Genomic DNA, 22,851 nt, shown 5'->3' with positions numbered 1-22,851 from the left:
AGCTTATAAAATTACATAGAATTTGAACTTTTCTGAAATGAAATTGCAAAGAGTTTTGAACATAAAAAAAAGCGTCACTCATAATGAGTAACGCTTCAATATTTTTGAACAATTTCGAATTTATGCTTGCAAATAATCTGGTACTCCGTCACCATCTGTATCAACCGCATCATCAGGATTACCGTCTCCATTTGGATCAGCGTTTTCGTTTATGGTTAACAATGTATCTCCGTCATCATCATTATCTAAATAATCTACATCACCATCACCATCGGTGTCTATAGGATTTCCGTCTGCATCTTTACCTTCATACTGCGTTAATATGCCATCACCATCATCATCGTTGTCTAAATAATTAGCCACACCGTCTCCATCGGTATCATCATTATCAAGATTGCCATCACCATTAAAATCTTCATAGGCATCAGGTACACCATCTCCGTCGGCATCACCACAATCTAAACCATCAATTTTAGTCTGAATACTACCATCTGCATCACCACAAATTTCTATTTGCTCTAGTAAGTAAAGTAAATACTGTGCGCACTTTTCGTTATAATTACCAATAGTTGCCGTGACATATTGTGAATTTGCTTCTACAACATTTGCTGTAGCAATCTCACAAGATATTTGACAGTCATCTAAACCATCAATTATAGCTTGTAAAGATCCATCAGAATCCCCACAATACGTACGTTGATTTGTTAAAGCTTCGGAATACGCACTACATGCCGCTAAATAAGCCGCGCTATTTACGAATTCTAAATCTGAAGAGAATGTAGCTTCATAAGCCAACAATGCAATATCGGAAGCCATTTCGACATCCATACAAGTTATTGGGTTTGTTGGAAACTCACCAGAAATTAAAGGCACCTTATAAAAAATACCATTCGTAAATCCTACCGAATTTAATCCAGAAGCATCAAAAGCTAAAAATCTATAAGTTCCTGTGAAGGTTTTATTGACGACATCTATTTCTTCAATAGTTATCTCACCTAACTCTGGATATATTGAAACACTTTCATCTGGTTTATTGTTCGTAGAAAATGTGGTCCCAAAGCCATCAATATATTGTGCTTCAATAACATCTATATCACCGACAATAAAAGTTGATTCGATTACAGATGGCACGGTAAGTTTAACAGTCTCAGCACTATTAGTTCCTGTAATGGTTAAAAATCCATTAACACCAATACTTGCAGAAAAGCCTTTAGCTCTCCAAAGTTGATTCTCACGATCTCCCTGAAAAGCAGGTGTGTTAAACTGCACTTCATCACCACAGCTGAATACTGTTAAAAAAACAAGAGATAAGAGGATTAGTTTTTTCATCATTTAAAAATGTCTTTTATCTATGCTCCAAATATAACGAAACATGAATGTCAAAAGTATAATAATTTTTAATAATCAGCGTAACTCTACTTTTTCTTTTAGCTAAAGTGAACTTCTTGTTAGTTAAAATGATTTATAACAGCGATATATAAAAAATTATAGTATCTTTGCGCCCTCATTAATAACAGAGGTCGAGAACCTCATTAATTAATTATTATGCCTGTAAAAATTAGATTACAAAGACACGGTAAAAAAGGAAAGCCTTATTACTGGATCGTAGCAGCGGATTCTCGCGCTAAAAGAGATGGTAAATACCTAGAAAAATTAGGTGCTTACAATCCAAACACAAATCCTGCAACTATTGAATTAAATGTTGACGGAGCTGTACAATGGTTACAAAATGGTGCACAACCAACTGACACTGCAAAAGCAATTTTATCTTATAAAGGAGCAATGCTAAAAAATCATTTAGCTGGTGGAGTTAGAAAAGGCGCATTAACTGAAGAGCAAGCAGAATCAAAATTCAACGCTTGGTTAGAAGAAAAAGCAGCTAAAGTTGAAGCAAAAACTGATGGCTTATCTAAAGCTGATGCAGATGCTAAAGCTAAAGCATTAGAAGCTGAAAAAGCTGTAAATGAAGCACGTATTGCTGCAGCAGCGCCAGTTGTTGAAGAAGAAGTAGCAGAAGAAGTTGCAACTGAAGAAACAGCAGCTAACGAAGAAGAATAAAAAAATTATTTTTTATACTTTTAACCCAGACTATTTTAGTCTGGGTTTTTTTATACCAAAATGTCGCATCCAGCACAGTCGAGATGTATGTAGTATGTGACATTTATATGTTTCTCGACTGTGCACAAACTGACAACACACGAAAATGAAAAAAGAAGACTGTTTTTATTTAGGGAAAATTGTATCAAAATACAGCTTTAAAGGCGAACTTCTCGCGAAGTTAGATACAGACGAACCCGATTTATATGATAATCTTGAAGCTATATTTATAGATCTGAGAGGAAACTTGGTGCCTTTCTTTGTGGAATCATCACAATTACATAAATCGGATTTACTACGTCTAAAATTTGAAGACGTCGATACTGAAGCTGATGCTGATTCTTTAATAAAAACCGAATTATACTTGCCTTTAGATTTACTTCCTAAACTTGAAGGTGATAAATTTTATTTCCATGAAGTTATAGGGTTCACAATTAAAGACACCAATTTTGGAGAAGTAGGTATTCTTCAAAGCATAAATGACACCACAGCCCAATCTTTATTCGAAATAGATAGAGATGGCATTGAAATCTTAATTCCTATGAATGATGAATTTATCGTTAAGGTAGATCGGGAAAATAAAACCATTGAGGTCGATACTCCTGAAGGGTTGATTGATTTGTATCTCGAAGAATAATGAGTTCTCTTCCTTTCAAATTCAAAGAATTTACAGTCCATCAAGATCGTTGTGCTATGAAAATTGGTACAGACGGAGTGTTACTTGGCGCTTGGACGTCTGTTGATAAAAATCCATTCTCTGTTTTAGATATTGGAGCCGGAACCGGAGTTTTAGCCTTAATGATTGCACAGCGAAGCTATGCTGAAAACATCGAAGCTTTAGAAATTGATGCAGATGCTTATGAGCAATGTTCCGAGAATTTTGAAAACTCACCTTGGGCAGATCGCTTATTTTGCTACCATGCATCTTTATTAGAATTTGTTGAAGAAATAGAAGACACCTACGACCTCATCATTTGCAATCCACCATTTTATACGGAAGATTACAAAACGGATAATGACGCAAGAGATCTAGCTCGTTTTAACGATGCCATGCCTTTTGATCATTTAATTTATGCTGTTGCGAATTTACTTTCAAACGATGGTGTTTTCACTGTTGTAATTCCTTCTAAAGAAGAAATTAAATTTACAGATTTAGCTTTAAAAGCCGGTTTGCATCTTAATCGCTCACTTCATGTTAAAGGCAATCCTGAAGCCGATGTTAAACGTAGTCTGTTAGAGTATTCTTTTCATAACTCAGAAATTGAACATTCAGAATTAATTATTGAAACAGCTCGTCATCAATACACAGAAGATTACATTAATCTCACCAAAGATTTTTATTTGAAAATGTAAATCTATTGTTGGGCAATGCTATCGTTTTCGTTACTTTTGTTAAACTTATAAAATAACACCTTCTGTTTTGATATATTCTCAAAATTAGAAGTTATAAATAACAAAATTAGAATGAAACCAGATTTATTCGAAGCACCAGATTATTATAATCTTGATGAATTACTTACAGAAGAGCACAAGTTAGTGCGCGATGCTGCAAGAGAATGGGTAAAACGCGACGTCTCTCCTATCATTGAAGAGTATGCTCAAAAAGCAGAATTTCCAACTCAGATCGTTAAAGGATTAGCAGAAATTGGAGCTTTTGGCCCTTACATTCCTGAAGAATATGGAGGAGCCGGATTAGACCAAATTTCTTATGGTTTAATAATGCAAGAAATTGAACGTGGAGATTCAGGCGTACGAAGTACAGCGTCTGTACAATCCTCTTTAGTGATGTATCCTATATGGAAATACGGTAATGAAGAGCAACGCCAAAAATACTTACCAAAATTAGCTTCTGGCGAATGGATTGGCTCTTTTGGTTTAACAGAACCAGATCATGGTTCTAATCCTGGAGGCATGGTGACCAATTTTAAAGACATGGGAGATCATTATCTTTTAAATGGTGCAAAAATGTGGATTAGTAATTCCCCTTTTTGTAACGTTGCTGTCGTATGGGCAAAAGATGAAAGCGGTCGTATTCACGGTTTAATCGTAGAACGTGGCATGGAAGGTTTCTCTACACCAGAAACACATAACAAATGGTCACTAAGAGCTTCTGCAACTGGCGAACTTATTTTTGATAATGTAAAAGTGCCTAAAGAAAATTTATTACCAAACAAATCTGGATTAGGCGCACCATTAGGTTGTTTAGATTCCGCACGTTTTGGTATTGCTTGGGGAGCGATTGGAGCTGCAATGGACTGTTACGATACAGCGTTGCGTTATAGTAAAGAACGTATGCAATTTGGAAAGCCGATTGGACAATTTCAACTACAACAGAAGAAATTAGCCGAAATGATTACCGAAATCACCAAAGCCCAATTATTAGCGTGGAGACTTGGTGTAATGCGTGAAAACGGTACAGCAACATCGGCACAAATATCTATGGCAAAACGAAATAATGTAGATATGGCTTTAACTATTGCTCGCGATGCTAGACAAATGTTAGGTGGTATGGGAATTAGTGGTGAATACTCTATTATGAGACACATGATGAACCTTGAAAGTGTAGTAACTTACGAAGGTACTCACGACATTCATTTATTAATTACAGGATTAGATGTTACGGGTTTAAATGCCTTTAAGTAAGAATAAAATTGGTGAATTATAGAGGCTTAAACCTTAAATTAAGCCTTTATAATTTTCTAAAACTGATATTCGACAGCTTTTTTAATTCCTCTGAAGCCTAAATTTGCATTGAATAAATTACTAGTAACATTCAATAGCACATATCAGTATGGAAGACACAAGACAGGAGCTCATTCAATTTATCAACTTACAATTAGCCTCTATAGGGCAACCAACATATAAAGACGCAGAACATAGCAAAGAAAAATTCTGTGACCCTAAATTCGAGGTATTATCACAAGGATTAATAAGAAGTCTACGAGAAAAATCAAGACTTTTAGCGAGCCATCTTTGTCCTGCAGATTCAAGAATTCAAAATTTTATAGACGATTATTTAAAAGATATTTCAATCGACAAATCGTTTGTACTTCCAAATAACACATTAATTCTATCGAGAAAAGGACAAGCTAGAGAAGCTAGTTTACCACCAGATGGTACTTCTTTTGAAAGCGATTTGGTGACATCAAAACGTCTTAAGCAAGGTATCTTAAACAATCCTTTACATGATAAAAGAACAACGAAAGGTACCTTTCATATTGTAGAAGGACCACTGCCGGTTCCGTTAGATAAGAAAGAAGTACCCAGAGTAGTTTTAGCTCACTTTTTACACGCAGCCTTCACACCTCCAAATGATTTAAAAACACTTCCTTTTACTTCAAATCAGACAGAGAAAGCTCAAACTATGGTTTCTATGTTATTGAGACCTGTAGTGTGCCCAGAAGTAAAAGGTGTTATTGAAGAAAAATCATTGGAAGTACGTTTTTTTGCACCAGGTACTTTAGTGAGCAATTTAGATTTTGTAGAATCTATTTTTGGTAATGCAGGAGATCCTAATTTAGCACATAATGATGCTGCCTTAGATCCAGAGCACTGGACAGGCCATACTGGCTGTATCATTCTTGCTCCTCAATTGTTAAAGCTTAAAAAGAAAGATGTAGGTTTACCTCATTATAATGATGCAACAGACCGTCAGAAAAAAGATGGAATGTGTTGGCAAAATGAACACGAACTTTATAATGAAGGGAGTGCATTTAAAATAACATGTAGAGATGATAGAGGTGTTGTTGTAACCATTATTGCTGATAATTATTATGGCTATTCAAAAAAAGAAATAAAAACACAAATCAGTTATTCTGCAAACCTATTTGGATTAGCTGAAGAAGAGCATGCTGGTGGAGCTATAGCTTATGCTAGACGTGTTATGGGAGAAACCGTAAATTGTAACGACTATTCTACATATTACGGATTAGACCAAACTTTTGAAGAGGTTAAAACCCTATTAGCAGACAAGATTGAGGTAAAACCTGAAAATTATGCCATAGACAAAAATTATCCAAATTTAGTTTATATACCAGAATCATCTTATTTTAACACGGCTACCAATAGTATCACATGGAATTATAAAGGTAACGAACAAAAGTTAACCTTATCTCCTTTTAAAACTTACATCCATCCTTCTGGTAATAAATTAAGATTAGAAAAACACAAGTCTATCAATCTTTGGCGTATGATAGAGACTTATCCAGAAGGCGTATTCTGCCATAAGCCTTGCACAGTTTCAGGAGGTGGTAAGTCTGAGATTTCTAAATCAATGCAAAACGCTATTACTTATAGCCCGTTTAACATTCATAATATTGATGAAGATTTTAAGAAAGCGGATGAAATCATTGAATTTAACTACTCAACACGATGGAAAGTTAAAGATCCTAATAGACCAATTTCAAGATCCTTTTTAAGCGAAAAAAGAACTTTGGGATCTGTTGTTAAATTACTGACACCAAATGAAGAAAATTCAGATGAGTTTAATGAATTTTTAAATAACATTCCTGTACATATTCGTTCATTAGTATTATTTGTAAAACGATTATTTAGACAAGCTCATGGCGCTAACCTTAACTGGAAAGACATGATGTCTGTTGAATTTATAAATGGTGTAAAAGGAACCTCTTTAATTTATAACCACACACCAGTTGTTGGTAGTTATGTTAGAATTGGTTTTAATCAAGACGGTAACTGGATGCTCAATAAATTACGTTCAGATTTCGCCGCATGTGAAAAGATTCAAACTGAAGATGATATAACAGCATCCATAACACTACCAAAAGAACGTTTTAAGAATTTAAATAAAGAGTACACCAACCAAAGTGTTAAAGTGCTAACTAATTGCGAAGCGCATTTATTCCAAAGACCAGATGAAGCTATTGTAAGAGGTTATGATAAGCTTGCGGAATTAGATATTATCTCTGATGGTAGATTCTTAACAAATTACGAAATGTTGTCTAAAAAAGATGCTATTGCCATCTATGAGGATACCATCAATTACGATAAATACACACAACCAGTTAAAGATTTTATCAAAGAAATTATTGATTCTGAAGATGAGGATGTACAGTTTGTTTTACCATCTCATCCAAGAATTGTAGATGGAGAACCTACTAAAAATCCACGTTATTTAGAACCAAATAAGGTTTATAATGAAACTGAAGCTACTTACATTTCGGATGTAGGAGTTCGTTTATGTAGAAGAATTAAACCTCAGGACCCAGTAATACATGTGGTAAATGCTGTGTTGCCCGGAAGAAGGAATAACCCAGCAGACAGAGAGGCTGGTATTAGACCATTGGCTGTATACAACCCAATCCATTATCAAGAAACTCCAGAACTATTTATGGACTTTATCTGTAGTTTAACAGGTAAATCTCCATCAACTACTGGAGCAGGATCTGAAGGTGCATTGACAAAAGCTCCATTTAATATGTTGACTCCAACAACAGATTTAAACAACGCTTTATTATCACATATCCTAACAGAATCTAACGGTTTTAGTACTGCTGCTGGTTATGTTGGTGCAGAAAATAAAATAGACCACGATGTTAGTTTATTAATCCCTGAAATTTGGGCTAGAATGGCACCAGAAGACAGAGATCCTAAAAACCTAATTGAAAATGGCTCCTTAGAAAAACTTGAAGACTTTGAATATAAAGGTGAAAACGTATTGGCGAGTCGTTTGGGCTATAGAATTACCAAGACCTTCTCGTTACTATGTTTAAACAGAATTTTTGATGAACCTACAGCCGTATTTAATGAGCGCATGTTGAAACCAGAATTACAAAATTTAGATGATTTTGTAGATGGAATCAAAAATATAGTTGAAGCACAACAGAAAGTAGCATTAAATTATTTTGAAGATGGAAGTATTGAAGCCGCTATTCCACCCTTAAAGATTCTATTGAATATTATGGCATATGGTCATTATGAAGGTAAAGACATTAGCTCCCCTGACTTAAGACAGTATTTTGATAGAAGTTATGTTATAAATGCTGACTGGTATAAAGAAAGATTAGTCTTAAAACAAGAAAAGGACATTCAGTATTATGCTTCACAGATAGACTATTTAGAATCTTTTATTAAAAGTTCACACAATGATATTTTAACAGAAGAGCTGCAATTAAACACACGTTTAGAGCATACTAAAAAATCATTGAATGAGGCTAAATCACCAGAGTATTTAACCCATTTGGTAGGTACAATTGGAAGAGATCTTTTATATAAAAGTTAAACTCATCAAATATATTAAGCATTTTGAATTAATTTAAGGCAACAGTCTTACTCAAATAAAGTATTACCCTTTTGAAATGCTTCTCTTAAACGGGAAGCATTTTATTCAACTAAAAACATCAACCTCAAAATAGAACCAACACATCGTTTTAATCGTATATTGTAGTATATGAAAAGATTTTATCAAACTATTTTTTATGGATTATTGCTATTATTAGCTTCTTGCACTAGCGATGATATTGCTATCGTTGAAGAAGACGTTGAAGAAATCATTGAAGAAATTATTGATGACGACGACATAACAATCGCTGCAACCTATAATATCCTAGCACTCGGAGACAGTTATACCATTGGTCAAAGTGTGTGTGAAACCTGTCGTTTCCCAGAACAATTGAAGAGTAATTTAATTTCAGAGTTTACTGATGAAGATTCTTTTATCCTTAAAATTATTGCACAAACTGGTTGGACAACGAACAACTTAATTAATGCCATATTTAATGATAATCCTTCAAACAATTATGATTTAGTAACCCTTTTAATCGGCGTGAACAATCAATACCAAAATAAGCCTTTTTCTACTTATGAAACTGAGTTTCCATTACTAGTTTCAACGGCGATCCAATTAGCTAAAAATGACAAATCCAATGTTATAGTGGTTTCTATACCAGATTATGCTTATACCCCTTTTGGGCAAAATTATGGTAACCCTCAAAATACGTCATCAGAAATAGACCAATATAATGCATTTGCTGAAAATTATTGTAACCAGCAAAACATAACGTTTGTGAATATTACAGATATTACACGCCAAGGTTTAACTAATCCAAGTTTAGTAGCTTCTGACGGCTTACATCCTTCCCAATTAGCCTATTCTATGTTCGTTCAACGCTTACTTCCTATTGCTGTCGAAAAAATTCAATAAGATTTATTACATTAGTTGAAACATTTTTCATGTCTTCTAAAACCAGATTAGATCGCGCGTATAAAAGCGCCAAACGGCTTAAGTTTAATGACTCCTCTAAGTATATATTATTTAGCGACTGCCATCGTGGAGATAATAGTTTTGCTGATGATTTTGCTAATAACCGTAATATTTACTTCCATGCTTTGCGTCATTACTATATGGAAGGCTTTAGCTATTGTGAGATTGGTGATGGTGATGAACTATGGGAAAATCTCACATTTGAAAGCATTTTTTATGCCCATAAAAATGTGTACATGCTGATGAAACAATTTCATGATGAAGACCGTTTACACATGATTTGGGGCAACCATGATATGGTGTATCGTAATCCAAAATATGTAGAAAAACATTTATCTACTTTTTTCGATCCAAAAACAGGCCATGATGAAGACTTATTTTGTGGTATTCAATATCATGAAGGTATTGTTTTAGAGCATACTGAAACTAATCAAGAATTATTTTTAACCCATGGTCACCAAGCCGATTGGTGGAATTTTCTCTTTTGGAAGTGGAGTCGATTTTTAGTTCGAATACTCTGGAAACCTCTCAACATCATGGGAATTGCAGACCCAACGAGTCCTGCCAAAAATTACACCGAACTCATTAAAATTGAGCGACGCACCAAACGTTGGATTATTGAAAACAATAATTTAATAACCATTGTTGGACATACACATCGACCACGTTTTCCTGAACCTGGAGATATTGCTTATTTTAATGATGGAAGTTGCGTACACCCAAGAAGTATTACGGGTTTAGAAATTGAAAATGGCACGATTTCATTAATTAAATGGCAAATTGTAACCACTGAAAGTGGTACTTTAAAAATTGATCGGTTTTTGTTAGAAGGACCTACGAGGTTAGCTGATTATAAAACAGACTAATTATTATGGGATTATTCGAAATGTACTTCTGGATGATCATTATTATCTGTGGCGTTCTGAATTTATTCATTATAACGACCACCGAAGATTTAAAAAATGAAAAGCGCTTTAAGACATACTTGAAAATTTCTTTTTGCGTTGGTCTTTTAGGAATAGTAATGGTTTCAATTGGTTGGAATTACCTCTGTGGGTACCAATGTTTAGTTTTTACATTCTCACCATTGATTACATTATTAGTCTGCAAAGCTGTAATGATATTATCTAAAAAGATCACAAAAAAAGAAGGTTTTCAGATTAATAAAATAAACCAATTTATTGGAAGTTATAAAATAGAACTCGCTGACGGAATTTATCAAAAAAATAATGGAGAATTAAAATATGAAAAATACTATAGGTGGTACAGCGGTTTTATAACGGTAATACCAATTATCATTTCCTTTTCACTTCTTATTCTTATTAAAGAGTGGACTTGTTGATATAATTATGAGATTCCTGCCTTCGCAGGAATTTGTTTAAGATTCAGGAGCCAACTCCACCTCTAAACCTTCCATTTCTGGTGTCATTTGGATTTGGCAACCTAAGCGACTATTATCTTTTACATTAAAAGCCTCAGAGAGCATGGCTTCTTCATCATCTTGCATTTCAGGTAATTCGGTTTCGCTTAATACATAGCATTGACAAGACGCACACATAGCCATACCTCCGCAGATGCCTATAGTGCCTTCTGGCGCTAGCTCGTAAGAACGAACGATCTCCATTAAGTTCATGGCCATATCTGTCGGAGCTTCAATTTGATGTTTAACCCCTTCTCTATCTATAATGGTAATATTTATATCTTGTTCCATAATCAGTTTCCAAGAATGCGGAAACATTCTCTTTTAAGACCTGCTAAGTCTATTTTACATTAATCAAAAGCTTTAACAACCGCCTTAGGCGCTTCTTTTCTAGAACCATCAAAACCATCAACTCCAGCAACTGTGGTGTATTTTAATACATAACGTTTTCCTGGATTAATAATTTTATAAGCAGACTGACACATTAATGTAGCTTCGTGAAAACCACAAAGAATTAATTTTAATTTCCCAGGATACGTATTGACATCTCCAATAGCAAAAATACCAGGAATATTAGTTTGATAGTCTAATGCATTATCTACCTTAATGGCATTCTTTTCTATCTCAAGTCCCCAATTTGCAATGGGTCCTAGTTTAGGAGATAATCCAAATAATGGAATAAAATGATCACATTTTACTTCAAATTCTTTTTCAATATGTTGCGCTTGTTTTACAACTATAGCTTCTACTTTATCATCACCAACAATACCTATAACCTCAGCTGGTGTAATAAGGTTTATTTTTCCTTTATTCTTTAACTCCTGTACCTTTTCAACAGAATCTAAATGCCCTCTAAATTCATTTCGTCTATGAATTAATGTCACACTTTTAGCGACATCACTTAAAAAGATACTCCAATCTAAGGCTGAATCTCCTCCTCCTGCAATCACAACATTCTTACCACGATACATTTCGGGTTCCTTAATCATGTACTCAACACCCTTATCTTCAAAATCTGCGATATTATGAATTAAAGGTTTACGAGGCTCAAAACTTCCTAATCCACCCGCAATTGCAACAACAGGAGCTTTATGTTGTGTACCCTTATTTGTGGTAACGATAAACGTACCGTCCTCTTGTTTTTCTATAGTTTCTGCACGCTCACCTAAAGTAAATCCTGGTTCGAACTGCTTACATTGCTCCATTAATTTATCCGTTAAATCACCAGCTAAGATCTCTGGGTATGCCGGAATATCATAAATTGGTTTTTTAGGATAGAGCTCTGTACATTGACCACCTTGTTGTGGTAAAGCATCAATTAAATGGCATTTTAATTTTAAAAGTCCAGCTTCAAAAACAGTAAAAAGCCCGGTTGGACCAGCACCAATAATAAGTATATCTGTTGTAATCATGAATGTAAAATTGAATACAAAACTACTAATGTCGTTTTAATCAGAATGTGATAAATGTCACATTATTTTTCAACATTAATAACTTTTTCGATTTGTGGGGCATATTTTTTAATGGTCATCTCAACACCAGACTTTAAAGTCATCTGATTAACACTACACGATGTGCAGGCCCCTACAAGTTGTACTTTTACAAACTTACCATCGTCAATAGATAATAAATTAATATCGCCTCCATCACTTTGCAGAAATGGACGGATTTCATCCAATGCTTTTTCTACGTTTAATCTAAGTTCTTCTGTGCTCATTTAATTTTTTTTAACAGCAGAGCAACCTGCCATTGTTGTAATTTTTATCGCTTCCGTAGCTGGTAATGCATCATTCCTATTAACTACTTGTTGAACCACGTCTCGCGTAATCGTTTCAAAAGCTGATTCGATAGGAGTTCCTGTTTGCATTGCTGCTGGACGTCCTAAATCACCTGCTTCTCTTATACTTTGAATCAATGGCACTTCACCTAAAAACGGTACGTCTAAATCTTCTGCTAAATGCTTCGCTCCTTCTTTACCAAATATATAGTATTTATTCTCTGGAAGTTCTGCTGGTGTAAAATACGCCATGTTTTCTATAATACCCAAAACAGGTACATTAATACTATCTTGTTGAAACATCGCCACTCCTTTCTTAGCATCTGCTAAAGCGACATTTTGCGGTGTACTTACTACAACAGCACCTGTAATAGGCAATGCTTGCATAATACTTAGGTGAATATCTCCTGTTCCTGGAGGTAAATCAATTAACATAAAGTCTAATTCTCCCCAAGCCGCATCAAATATCATTTGGTTTAAAGCTTTAGAAGCCATTGGTCCTCTCCAAATAACGGCTTGATCTGGTTTTGTAAAAAATCCGATAGATAATACTTTAACTCCGTAATTTTCTACAGGTTTCATCTTCGATTTACCATCAATGGTTACAGATAGTGGGCGTTCATTTGCAACATCGAACATAATTGGAATAGATGGCCCGTATATATCGGCATCTAAAACGCCAACTTTAAAACCCATCTTAGCCAAAGTTACAGCCAAATTTGCGGTTACTGTAGATTTACCTACGCCACCTTTACCAGAAGCAACAGCTATAATATTTTGAATACCAGGAATCGCTTTTCCTTTAATTTCATTTTTAGGTTGTGCTGCTTGAGCATCAACTTTTACATTGACTTTTATCTTCGCTTTTTCATAAACTTCTCTATGAATAGTTTGCAAAATTTCAACTTCTGTTTTTTTACGTGCTTGTAAACTTGGATTTTTTATGGTGATATCTACGATGACTTCATCTGCAAAAGTAACGACGTTAGTTACCGCTCCACTGTCGACCATATTTTCGCCTTCACCAGGTGCTGTTATGGTTTTAAGAGCGTTTAGGATATCTTGTTTTATTAGTTTCATATCGTTTAAAGACTTAAGAACATGGAGACTCGAATAAAGACTCGCGTTTTTTCTTATTAAGATTAATTCTAAACGCAAAGGTACTTAGAATAGTTTAGAATTTGAACTAGATAAATTGAATTGATTAATGCTGGAATTCGATTTTTAAATGGGATAGCAGATTCGTAAATATTTTTGAATTTGAACCAAATCAGGAAATAAGAGCATTCTCCTTAATTTTCACTATACCATATTTAGACTAACAATTATAACCGCCTTACAATTCCTTAGCAGGATCCCAATAAATAGTCTCTAAGTTCTGAATTTGATTTTCTACAACCTCAATGCCTTCATTTTCTAAAAGCTGTTGCATAAGATTGGTACCTTCAAAATGGTGCTTTCCTGTTAAGAGTCCCTTTCTATTTACAACTCTATGTGCTGGTATATCTTTTCCGCGAGAACCATTCATGGCATAACCTACAATTCTGGCGCTTTTTCCTGCACCTAAATATTTAGCAATGGCTCCGTAGCTAGTAACTCTTCCATAAGGAATTTTCTTAGCTACTTCGTAAACCTTTTCGAAAAAACTAAGCGTTTCAGGTTGCATTTAAAATTCCTTTAAAATATTGATTAACGTAATTAATGAAACAAGTCCTGTGATAATACCGATACTTAAATTCATGCTTTTTTGAGAAGAGAAACTTCGATCTTTTATCTTATCAAAAAAGAAAATATAAAAATATAACATTACAAATGTACCCGTTGCTGCACCTGTAACGTAAGTAACAATACTTAATTTTTGAAAATCCATCCAACCAAAAGACACTAATGTAATAGTCATATAAGCTTGGTACGGAATCGGAAATATATTAAGCGCAGATAGCAGCATACCATGCAGTAGCCTGCCATGCTTACTTTTTATCTCAGTCTCTTTTTTTACTTCTTCCTCCTTAGAGGCTAAGACTAAAAAATATATGGTAATTAATACAAATATCACAAAAGCCACACGCCTTAGAATCTCTACGATATCTGAATGATTAGACAAATATCTGGCAAAAATAGCAGCCAAATATGTTTGAATGTAAACCACAATACAAACCCCTGTAGAAAACATTATACCACGACCTGCTCCTTCCTTTAAACTAATTCTTGCTGCTGTCATATTTAGCAATCCTGGTGGAATAACACCAATCATCGCTACAAAAAGTCCAAGAAAAAAAATGATCGTAATACTCAAATTTTAGTTGATTTTAAATCTAATATACGTAATTGCTTTGTCTTTCTCTAAATACTGACTTTCGTAAAAGGTTTGAATTTCAATAACTTCCTCTGGACTGCCTTCTAATTTATAAACATTATGGTTAGCATAAAGCACCTCTAAACCTAAACCATGTAGCAACCCAAGCGTATAACCATGCATAAATTCACTATCGGTCTTTAGATGCATTAATCCACCTGGTTTTAATACTTTTTTGTAGCGTTCTAAAAACTGTAGATTCGTCATTCGGTGTTTTGTCCGCTGATATTTTATTTGTGGATCCGGAAATGTAATCCAGATTTCATCGACTTCATTTTCATCAAAAACAGAATCAATAAGTTCTATTTGTGTTCTTATAAATGCTGCATTGGTAATATCTTCTTCAATCGCCGTTTTTGCCCCTCTCCAAAATCGAGCGCCCTTAATATCGATACCTATAAAGTTTTTGTTAGCATCGCGTTTTGCTAAACCAACTGTGTATTCTCCTTTACCACAACCCAATTCTAAAACCAATGGATTATCGTTTTTAAAAACTTCAGATTTCCATTTTCCTTTTAATTTATACCTCGCATCCACCAATTCTTCACGTGTTGGTTGATATACATTATGAAAGGTTTCATTTTCCCTGAAGCGTTTGAGTTTATTTTTACTTCCCACAAATTATAGATTTATTAATAATTCGGTAAAATTAAGCAAACATTTTAGGTTTACCTTTGTTAAACACAACCTAATCTACAAATTAGAAATATTAATATAAGTGAATAGCAAAAAAAGGATATTAATAGCACCACTAAATTGGGGATTAGGACATGCCACACGTTGTATTCCTATTATAAATGCATTAATTGAAAATGGTTTTGAACCCGTTATTGCTAGTGATGGTATTGCTTTAGGCTTATTAAAAAAGGAATTTCCTAAACTAAGCGCTTTTGAATTACCATCATACAATATTACGTATGCAAAAAAAGCAAATGGCTTTAAAATTAAATTAATTAAAGATTCACCTCATCTTTTAAAAACCATTAAACGCGAAAAAAAAGTTATTGAAACTTTAGTCGAAACAGAAGCTATTTCTGGTATTATTTCGGATAATAGATTTGGTGCAAGGCATAAAGCAATTCCATCTGTATTTATCACACACCAATTGCGTGTTTTAAGTGGCAATACAACATGGCTGAGTAGCAAATTACATCAAAACATAATTTCTAAGTTTAATGAATGCTGGGTTCCCGACCATATGGGTAGTACCAATTTAAGTGGCGATTTAGGCCATCCTAAGAATTATGTGGCACCTGTGAAATATTTAGGAGCATTAACACGATTAAAAAAACTAGATATAGATACAGAATACGATTTGCTTGTTTTACTTTCGGGTCCTGAACCTCAACGCACGTTTTTAGAAGAAAAACTTTTACGTGACTTAAAACATTATACTGGTAGTGTCCTCTTTATAAAAGGGAAAGTAGAATCTGAGCAGCAGAAAACGGTTATGGACCATATCGTTATTTATAATTATATGACCAGTAACGAGCTTGAAATCGCTATAAATAAAAGCGAGCTTATTTTGAGCAGATCGGGCTACACAACTATAATGGATTTAGAAAAACTTGAAAAGAAAGCTTTTTTTATACCCACTCCAGGACAATTTGAACAAGAATATTTAGCTAAAAGGTTGTGCTCTGAAGGTATTGCTCCTTATTGTATTCAAGATGATTTTGATATTAATATGCTATCTGAAATTGAAAATTTTAGTGGTTTTAAATCCCAAGAATACGAACTAAATTACAAGAAATTATTTAGTCTTTTCTAGAGTAAATGAAAACTCACTTCCGACTCCTAATTCGCTTTCTATATATATTTTTTCTTCGTGGGCTTCAATAATATGCTTTACAATAGACAACCCTAAACCAGAACCACCTTCCTTACGAGAACCGCTCTTATCTACACGATAAAAACGTTCGAACAAGCGCTGAAGATTGGCTTTTGCTATACCCTCTCCATTATCTGTAACTCTTATAATAGCTTTGTTTTTTATAAGGTTTTCTATACTAACTTCTGTAGTGCCTTTTTCGCGTCCATATTTTATAGAGTTAACGACGAGATTAGTTAAAACTTGTTGGATGCGTTCTTTATCTGCGTAAACCATGATTGGTTCTGGGTAATCAATGTCAAACGTTAAGGTAATGTGTTTCTTGGCAGATTTCATTTCAAAAAGGTCGAACACATTCTGCACCACTTTAACCATATCAAAATTTTCCTTTTCTAAACTCAAATCACCAACTTCTAGTTTGGTAATCATGTCTAAATCTTTAATAATATAGGTTAAGCGTTCGACTCCTTTAGTCGCTCTAGCTAAGTATTTTTTTCTAATTTTTTCATCTTCTACTCCACCTTCCAATAAAGTAAGCAAATAGCTTTGAACCGTAAATAGCGGTGTCTTTAATTCATGCGAAACATTGCCAATAAATTCTTTTCGATATTCTTCTCTAATTTTGAGCGTTTCAATTTCAAATTTTTTGTTTTTGGCGTATTTATCAATTTCTCTTGTTAAGGTGCCCATATCTGTCGTTATAGGCTGTGGTCTTAAACTCGTAGATTCTAAAAGTGTTAAATCGTCGTATATTTTCTTAACACGTCTGTATATAAAACGTTCAACTCTATACTGAATAATCAAAAAACAAAACGGAAAGCATATTAAAGGAAAAAAAACAAAATGCCAATTCACTATATGGTAATAATATAAAAAAAGACCCACAAGGAATGTTGTAAACAGCGTTACATATAGTGCTGTTCGCAAGGCGAATTTATAGGATTTTTTAAGAGTTTTATGTTGCATTAGTCTACAAACTTGTAACCAACACCTTTTACGGTTTTAAAGGATTTATCCCCTATTTTTTCGCGTAATTTTCTAATATGTACATCGATGGTTCTTCCGCCTACAACAACTTCATTACCCCAGACTTTATCTAGAATCTCATCGCGTTTAAAAACCTTACCTGGCTTGGTTGCTAACAAAGATAACAATTCAAATTCTTTTCTAGGCAACGCTGTTTCAATACCGTTGATGCTAATTTTATACTCTTCTTTATAGATTGTTAAATCACCAATTTCTATTACCGTTTCAACACTACTTTCAGAATGTTTTAAACGTCTAAGTAAGGCTTTCACTTTACTAATAAGAACTTTGGGCTTTATGGGTTTTGAGATATAATCATCTGCACCAGCTTCGAAACCAGCGACCTGAGAATAATCCTCACCTCTTGCGGTTAAAAACGTAATAATGGTTTCACTTAGGCTAGGCTCCTCTCTAATGCGCTCACACGCCTCAATGCCATCCATTTTTGGCATCATTACATCAATTATTATTAAATGAGGCTGGTGTTTTTTGGCTAATTTAACGGCTTCTTCACCATTTTCGCCTTTAATAACTTGATAGCCTTCAGCAGATAAATTAAAACCTACTATTTCTAAAATATCTAGGTCGTCATCAACCAATAATATCTTAATGTCTTTCTTTTTCAATTGAATTACGTTTTAAATAATGGTAAATATAAATTATATCTATGTCAACTATCTACTAATATTAAATTGATAACAATTACCTAACATTGAAATTCTAAAATCTTGACCCTAAGAAGCACCTGACATTTACCATGTTAACATATTGTAAAATGACAAGTATTAACGATTCTGATTCTAAAAATTGAGGATTTGTTGTTATATTTGTTGTCTAACTTTTTATACAATTCAATTATGAAGAAAATTTACTTTTTATTATTTACGTTAATCTCAACTTTTTCTTTTGCCCAAGGCACTGAAACATTTGATGGCTTTTCTGTAGAAGGAAATAGCTACGTTGATGGGACTTTTACAGGTCAGGATGGTTCTACTTGGACTTATTCGCAATGTAGAGCAGACTATGAAATTACTGGACAATCTATAATGATTGGAAGAAACAGAACACCTCAAGCTGAATTTAGTTCAGGATTAATTTCTGGAGGAGTTGGTACTATTAGTTTTAATTACATGCAGGCTTTTGGAACTGCTGTTAATTTAAACGTATTGGTTAATGATGTTGTCGTTGGTAATGTAACAAGTAATGCAGAGCAAGACGTTATAAAAGCATCTGGAACAATTACAGTAAACCAACCTGGTGATGTCGTAATAAAATTTATCAATGCAGAAAATAGCGCTGGTCAAGTTGCTGTTGATGATGTTGTTTGGACCGCATTTGCAGGAACAGCACCTCCAAGTATATCAATTACAAGCCCAAGTGATAATTCTGCTTTAGCACCCGGAACAACTAGTGTAAATTTATCAATTAATGTGCAAAATTTTAATGTTGGCGCAACTACTGGTGGATTTGATGGTCATATTCATTGGACAATAAATGGTACTGCTCAACCAATGAAATACGATACTAACGATGAAACTTTAACGGTTGCAGATGGTCAATCTTACACGGTTTTTATGCAACTAGTTGATAATAGCCACACTCCTATAACACCTGCTGTTAATACTACTACAACCTTTAGTGTAGCATCTATAAACCAAGTCGCTAACATTACTGAATTAAGAGCTGGTACTCTTGGCGAAACTTACGAATTAACAGGTGAGGCAATTATATCATATATCGTTACTGATGGTAATAGAAACCAAAAATATATTCAAGATGGTGGAGCTGGGATCTTAATCGATGATTCAGCAGGTATGTTAACTACTTCTTTTAGTAATGGTGATGGTATAACAGGATTAAAAGGACAGCTTACTGAATTTTCTGGAACACTTCAGTTTAATCCAAGTCAAAACATAGCTAGTGCATCTTCTACAGGTAATACTTTAACTCCAATCGTAGTTAGTGTTTCTGATCTTTTAAATAATGGAGAAAATTTTGAAAGTAGATTAATTATTATAAACAGTGCGACTTTTGCTGAGGCTGGTGTATTTACGGATAACACTAACTACAATATATCAAACGGTGCAGATGCAACCATTTGTAGAGTTGCCTTTGGTGATGAAGATTTAATTGGTACTGCTATACCTACAGGTGCTACAAGTATTACTGGTTTAGGTGGTCAATTCGGTGATGATTATCAAATTTTCCCTAGATACGCTAGTGATATTGCTGCACCATTAAGTGTAAACAACTATAATGCTAATGCATTTAGCTTATACCCTAACCCTACAAACACAGGGTCAGTTTCAATTTCTTCTTCAAATAGCGATGCTATCTCTGTGCAAGTATTTGATATTTTAGGTAAGCAAGTTAAAAACCAAACGTTAACAAACAACACGTTAAATGTTGCGAACTTAAAATCTGGTATTTACATCGTAAAAATTACTCAAAACAATACTTCTACGACTAAGAAATTAGTGATTAAGTAAGTATAAATTTTAATACCTATTAAAAGCGTCTCGAAAATTATCGAGACGCTTTTTTATTTTCCATATTTTTGCAGAATGATATCTAAAGACGCCATTTTTAATATAAATTCCAATGCCGAATTTGATGCTTTAGCTTTGGACGTTTTTAAATTTCAGTTTAAAAACAATAAAGTTTATCGTTCCTTTTGCGATTTGTTGTACAAGCATCCTTCAGACATAAAACAAGTTTCTGAAATTCCATTTTTGCCGATTCAATTTTTTAAGACTCGTGCTGTTTTAAGTTCTTCTTTACCAATTCAAAAAACATTTAGCAGCTCTGGCACTACCGGTAGTATTACGAGTAAACATTTAGTTACAGACTTAAATCTATATGAAGAGAGTTACCTAAAAGCTTTTAAACACTTTTATGGAACTATTGAAGAGTATGTGGTGTTAGCCTTATTACCTTCTTATTTAGAGCGTGATGGCTCTTCGCTGATCTATATGGTAAATGATTTAATTGAAAAATCGAACCAAACCGAAAGCGGATTTTATCTTAACAATCTTGAAGAATTAGCAAATACACTTAAAATACTTGAAGCTAAACAACAGAAAACATTACTCATTGGAGTTTCCTTTGCATTATTAGATTTGGTTGAGGCCTATCAACTCAACTTGAAGCATACCACAATCATGGAGACTGGTGGCATGAAAGGCAGACGAAAAGAAATCATCAGACAAGAATTACATCAAACCTTGCAAACCGGTTTTGGAGTCAATCAAATACATAGCGAATACGGAATGACCGAGCTTTTAAGCCAAGCCTACTCTAAAGGTAATGGTATTTTTGAATGTCCACCTTGGATGAAAATCTTAACGCGAGATACCGAAGATGCACTCACCATTCAACACCCCAACAAAACTGGAGGCATTAATGTTATTGATTTAGCCAATCTAAATTCGTGCTCATTTATTGCGACTCAAGATTTAGGTAAAGTTGATGATAATGGCAACTTTGAAATCATTGGAAGATTCGACAACTCTGATATTAGAGGTTGTAATTTAATGGCTTTGTAAGGAACTAAAATTACGTACGACTTAACAATAGCTATGAAAAAGTAAGATTTTCATTAGTTGATTGATTGGTTAGGAGTGCTCAAAATTAATTTTGGGCACTTTTTTTATGCATAAAAAAAGACCTGTCAGTTTTAAACTGACAGGTCTGAATATATTTAAAATGTATAAGTCTTAAACAACTTCTAAAATGAAGTTTGTTTTCTTTCCTCTACTAAGAATAATATACTTATCATGAATTAAATCTTCTGATGACAACATATAGTCCTCTTTTACTTTTTCTTTATTAACAGCTACCGCATTTTCCTTTAAGGCACGTCTTGCATCGCCATTAGAGCTTAAGAAATTTGTTTTCGCAGCTAATGCACCAATCATACCTAAACCCTCTTCAAATTCTGATTTTGAAATTTCAGCATGTTTCACACCTTCAAAAACATCTAAGAATAAAGCTTCTGACAATTGTTTTATTTCATTTTTAAAATCTTTACTAAACAATATTTCAGATGCTTTTACTGCATTTTCATAATCCTCTCTGTTATGTACAAAAACCGTTACTTCTTCAGCTAAACGTTTTTGTAAAACTCTAAATCCTGGATTGTCTTTATGAGCAACAATTAAAGCTTCAATCGTTTCTTTATCTAAAAACGTGAAAATTTTAATGTATTTTTCAGCATCCTCATCGGTAGAATTTAACCAAAATTGGTAAAATTTGTAAACAGATGTTTTATCTGTATCTAACCAAACATTTCCACCTTCAGACTTTCCAAATTTAGAACCATCGGCTTTTGTAATTAAAGGACAGGTCATAGCATACGCTTTTGCTTGGTCTTCACCATCATGCATACGTCTTACCAATTCTGTTCCTGTTGTTATATTTCCCCATTGGTCACTACCTCCCATTTGCAATTTACAACCCATGGTTTTATATAAATGATGAAAATCGTAACCTTGAATTAATTGGTATGTAAATTCCGTAAAACTCATACCAACATTACCCTCATCACTACTTAGACGCTTCTTTACAGAATCTTTAGCCATCATGTAATTTACAGTAATACGTTTACCAACATCTCTGGCGAAATCGATAAAGCTAAAATCTTTCATCCAGTCATAGTTATTCACTAAAACGGGAGCATTTTTTTCAGTTGAATTGAAATCTAAAAAACGAGATAACACACTTTTTATTCCTGCTACGTTATGCGCTAAAGCAACCTCATCTAACAAATTACGTTCATCACTTTTCCCAGAAGGATCACCAATCATACCCGTAGCACCACCAACTAGAGCCACAGGTTTATGACCTGCTTTTTCTAAATGAACTAATAATATTATTGGTACTAAGCTACCAATGTGTAATGAATCTGATGTAGGATCAAAACCAATATAGGCAGTAGTCATTTCACTATCTAATTGTTCTTCTGTACCTGGCATGATATCGTGTACCATTCCTCTCCAACGTAATTCTTCTACAAACTTATTTGCCATTGCTTTTTAGTTTCAAATTGATTTGCGCAAAGATAAGTTTCCACTGCTAAAGACAAAAGACAATTTTAACTCAATTTGCTTTAACAGATACTTAT

General features: G+C 34.0%; 22 protein-coding genes. 11 read left to right on the top strand and 11 right to left on the bottom strand.

Annotation, left to right across the window (positions count from 1 at the left end; all coding sequences use genetic code 11):
* Window positions 1-120: 120 nt before the first annotated feature.
* Window positions 121-1,332 carry a DUF6252 domain-containing protein gene (locus BLT80_RS04380; RefSeq protein ID WP_139181010.1) on the bottom strand — a complete coding sequence of 404 codons (1,212 nt, stop codon included), beginning with the start codon at window positions 1,330-1,332 and terminating at the stop codon, window positions 121-123.
* A 213-nt stretch (window positions 1,333-1,545) separates the two neighbouring features.
* Between BLT80_RS04380 and BLT80_RS04375 the strand changes: the two genes are divergently transcribed.
* The 8 genes from BLT80_RS04375 to BLT80_RS04340 all read left to right on the top strand — a co-directional run bounded on the left by BLT80_RS04375 (window position 1,546) and on the right by BLT80_RS04340 (window position 10,661).
* Window positions 1,546-2,058, top strand: coding sequence for a 30S ribosomal protein S16 (locus tag BLT80_RS04375; protein ID WP_092466352.1), 513 nt, complete (start codon window positions 1,546-1,548; stop codon window positions 2,056-2,058).
* A gap of 145 nt (window positions 2,059-2,203) precedes the next feature.
* On the top strand, window positions 2,204-2,734 hold the full coding sequence (gene rimM, locus BLT80_RS04370) for a ribosome maturation factor RimM (protein ID WP_092466351.1): 531 nt from the start codon (window positions 2,204-2,206) through the stop codon (window positions 2,732-2,734).
* Window positions 2,734-3,450: a tRNA1(Val) (adenine(37)-N6)-methyltransferase gene (locus BLT80_RS04365; RefSeq protein WP_092466350.1), complete on the top strand. Its 717-nt coding sequence runs from the start codon at window positions 2,734-2,736 to the stop codon at window positions 3,448-3,450. The genes rimM and BLT80_RS04365 overlap by 1 nt, the downstream gene beginning before the upstream one ends.
* Before the next feature lie 111 nt (window positions 3,451-3,561).
* Window positions 3,562-4,740, top strand: coding sequence for an acyl-CoA dehydrogenase family protein (locus BLT80_RS04360; protein WP_092466349.1), 1,179 nt, complete (start codon window positions 3,562-3,564; stop codon window positions 4,738-4,740).
* A gap of 148 nt (window positions 4,741-4,888) precedes the next feature.
* Entirely contained in the window at window positions 4,889-8,338 is a 3,450-nt protein-coding gene (locus tag BLT80_RS04355; protein ID WP_092466348.1) for a PPi-type phosphoenolpyruvate carboxykinase family protein, read from the top strand.
* Between the two features lie 168 nt (window positions 8,339-8,506).
* On the top strand, window positions 8,507-9,259 hold the full coding sequence (locus tag BLT80_RS04350; protein ID WP_092466347.1) for an SGNH/GDSL hydrolase family protein: 753 nt from the start codon (window positions 8,507-8,509) through the stop codon (window positions 9,257-9,259).
* A 29-nt stretch (window positions 9,260-9,288) separates the two neighbouring features.
* The gene (locus BLT80_RS04345; RefSeq protein WP_092466346.1) at window positions 9,289-10,185 is read left to right on the top strand and encodes a metallophosphoesterase family protein; all 897 of its coding nucleotides are present in this window, start codon (window positions 9,289-9,291) and stop codon (window positions 10,183-10,185) included.
* 5 nt (window positions 10,186-10,190) lie between these two features.
* On the top strand, window positions 10,191-10,661 hold the full coding sequence (locus BLT80_RS04340) for a hypothetical protein (protein WP_092466345.1): 471 nt from the start codon (window positions 10,191-10,193) through the stop codon (window positions 10,659-10,661).
* A 36-nt stretch (window positions 10,662-10,697) separates the two neighbouring features.
* On the opposite strand, the gene BLT80_RS04335 is transcribed toward BLT80_RS04340, so the two are convergent.
* The 7 genes from BLT80_RS04335 to trmB all read right to left on the bottom strand — a co-directional run bounded on the left by BLT80_RS04335 (window position 10,698) and on the right by trmB (window position 15,490).
* Window positions 10,698-11,030, bottom strand: a complete 333-nt coding sequence (locus tag BLT80_RS04335; protein ID WP_092466878.1) for a 2Fe-2S iron-sulfur cluster-binding family protein — start codon at window positions 11,028-11,030, stop codon at window positions 10,698-10,700.
* A 59-nt stretch (window positions 11,031-11,089) separates the two neighbouring features.
* Window positions 11,090-12,151 (bottom strand): NAD(P)/FAD-dependent oxidoreductase, encoded by a 1,062-nt coding sequence (locus BLT80_RS04330; protein ID WP_092466344.1) that lies wholly within the window; start codon window positions 12,149-12,151, stop codon window positions 11,090-11,092.
* A gap of 62 nt (window positions 12,152-12,213) precedes the next feature.
* Window positions 12,214-12,456, bottom strand: coding sequence for a NifU family protein (locus BLT80_RS04325; RefSeq protein ID WP_020898203.1), 243 nt, complete (start codon window positions 12,454-12,456; stop codon window positions 12,214-12,216).
* Window positions 12,457-13,596, bottom strand: coding sequence for an Mrp/NBP35 family ATP-binding protein (locus BLT80_RS04320; protein ID WP_092466343.1), 1,140 nt, complete (start codon window positions 13,594-13,596; stop codon window positions 12,457-12,459).
* Between the two features lie 256 nt (window positions 13,597-13,852).
* Window positions 13,853-14,182 (bottom strand): MGMT family protein, encoded by a 330-nt coding sequence (locus BLT80_RS04315; protein ID WP_092466342.1) that lies wholly within the window; start codon window positions 14,180-14,182, stop codon window positions 13,853-13,855.
* Window positions 14,183-14,812 (bottom strand): LysE family transporter, encoded by a 630-nt coding sequence (locus tag BLT80_RS04310; protein ID WP_092466341.1) that lies wholly within the window; start codon window positions 14,810-14,812, stop codon window positions 14,183-14,185.
* A gap of 3 nt (window positions 14,813-14,815) precedes the next feature.
* A complete protein-coding gene (trmB, locus tag BLT80_RS04305; RefSeq protein ID WP_092466340.1) occupies window positions 14,816-15,490 on the bottom strand; it encodes a tRNA (guanosine(46)-N7)-methyltransferase TrmB in 675 nt (224 codons plus the stop codon).
* A 100-nt stretch (window positions 15,491-15,590) separates the two neighbouring features.
* Here trmB and BLT80_RS04300 point away from each other — a divergent pair, with 100 nt between their 5' ends.
* Window positions 15,591-16,643, top strand: coding sequence for a glycosyltransferase (locus BLT80_RS04300; RefSeq protein ID WP_092466339.1), 1,053 nt, complete (start codon window positions 15,591-15,593; stop codon window positions 16,641-16,643).
* Here the strand turns inward: BLT80_RS04300 and BLT80_RS04295 are convergent.
* Together BLT80_RS04295 and BLT80_RS04290 are read right to left on the bottom strand one after the other, a co-directional pair.
* Complete coding sequence (locus tag BLT80_RS04295) at window positions 16,626-17,669, bottom strand: sensor histidine kinase (RefSeq protein WP_092466338.1); 1,044 nt, start codon at window positions 17,667-17,669, stop codon at window positions 16,626-16,628. The two genes, BLT80_RS04300 and BLT80_RS04295, sit on opposite strands and share 18 nt — an antisense overlap.
* Window positions 17,669-18,355 (bottom strand): response regulator transcription factor, encoded by a 687-nt coding sequence (locus BLT80_RS04290; protein WP_092466337.1) that lies wholly within the window; start codon window positions 18,353-18,355, stop codon window positions 17,669-17,671. The genes BLT80_RS04295 and BLT80_RS04290 overlap by 1 nt, the downstream gene beginning before the upstream one ends.
* A gap of 231 nt (window positions 18,356-18,586) precedes the next feature.
* On the opposite strand from BLT80_RS04290, the gene BLT80_RS04285 reads away from it, so the two are divergent.
* A complete protein-coding gene (locus tag BLT80_RS04285) occupies window positions 18,587-20,218 on the top strand; it encodes a T9SS type A sorting domain-containing protein (protein ID WP_092466336.1) in 1,632 nt (543 codons plus the stop codon).
* Window positions 20,219-20,293: 75 nt separating this feature from the next.
* Window positions 20,294-21,274, top strand: coding sequence for a LuxE/PaaK family acyltransferase (locus BLT80_RS04280; protein WP_092466335.1), 981 nt, complete (start codon window positions 20,294-20,296; stop codon window positions 21,272-21,274).
* A 171-nt stretch (window positions 21,275-21,445) separates the two neighbouring features.
* On the opposite strand, the gene tyrS is transcribed toward BLT80_RS04280, so the two are convergent.
* Window positions 21,446-22,756: a tyrosine--tRNA ligase gene (gene tyrS / locus BLT80_RS04275; RefSeq protein WP_092466334.1), complete on the bottom strand. Its 1,311-nt coding sequence runs from the start codon at window positions 22,754-22,756 to the stop codon at window positions 21,446-21,448.
* Between the last annotated feature and the right edge of the window lie 95 nt (window positions 22,757-22,851).

It is taken from the genome of Winogradskyella thalassocola (assembly GCF_900099995.1).
GTDB classification, from domain to species: Bacteria; Bacteroidota; Bacteroidia; order Flavobacteriales; family Flavobacteriaceae; genus Winogradskyella; species Winogradskyella thalassocola.
This window is presented reverse-complemented; position numbering and strand designations above follow the sequence as displayed.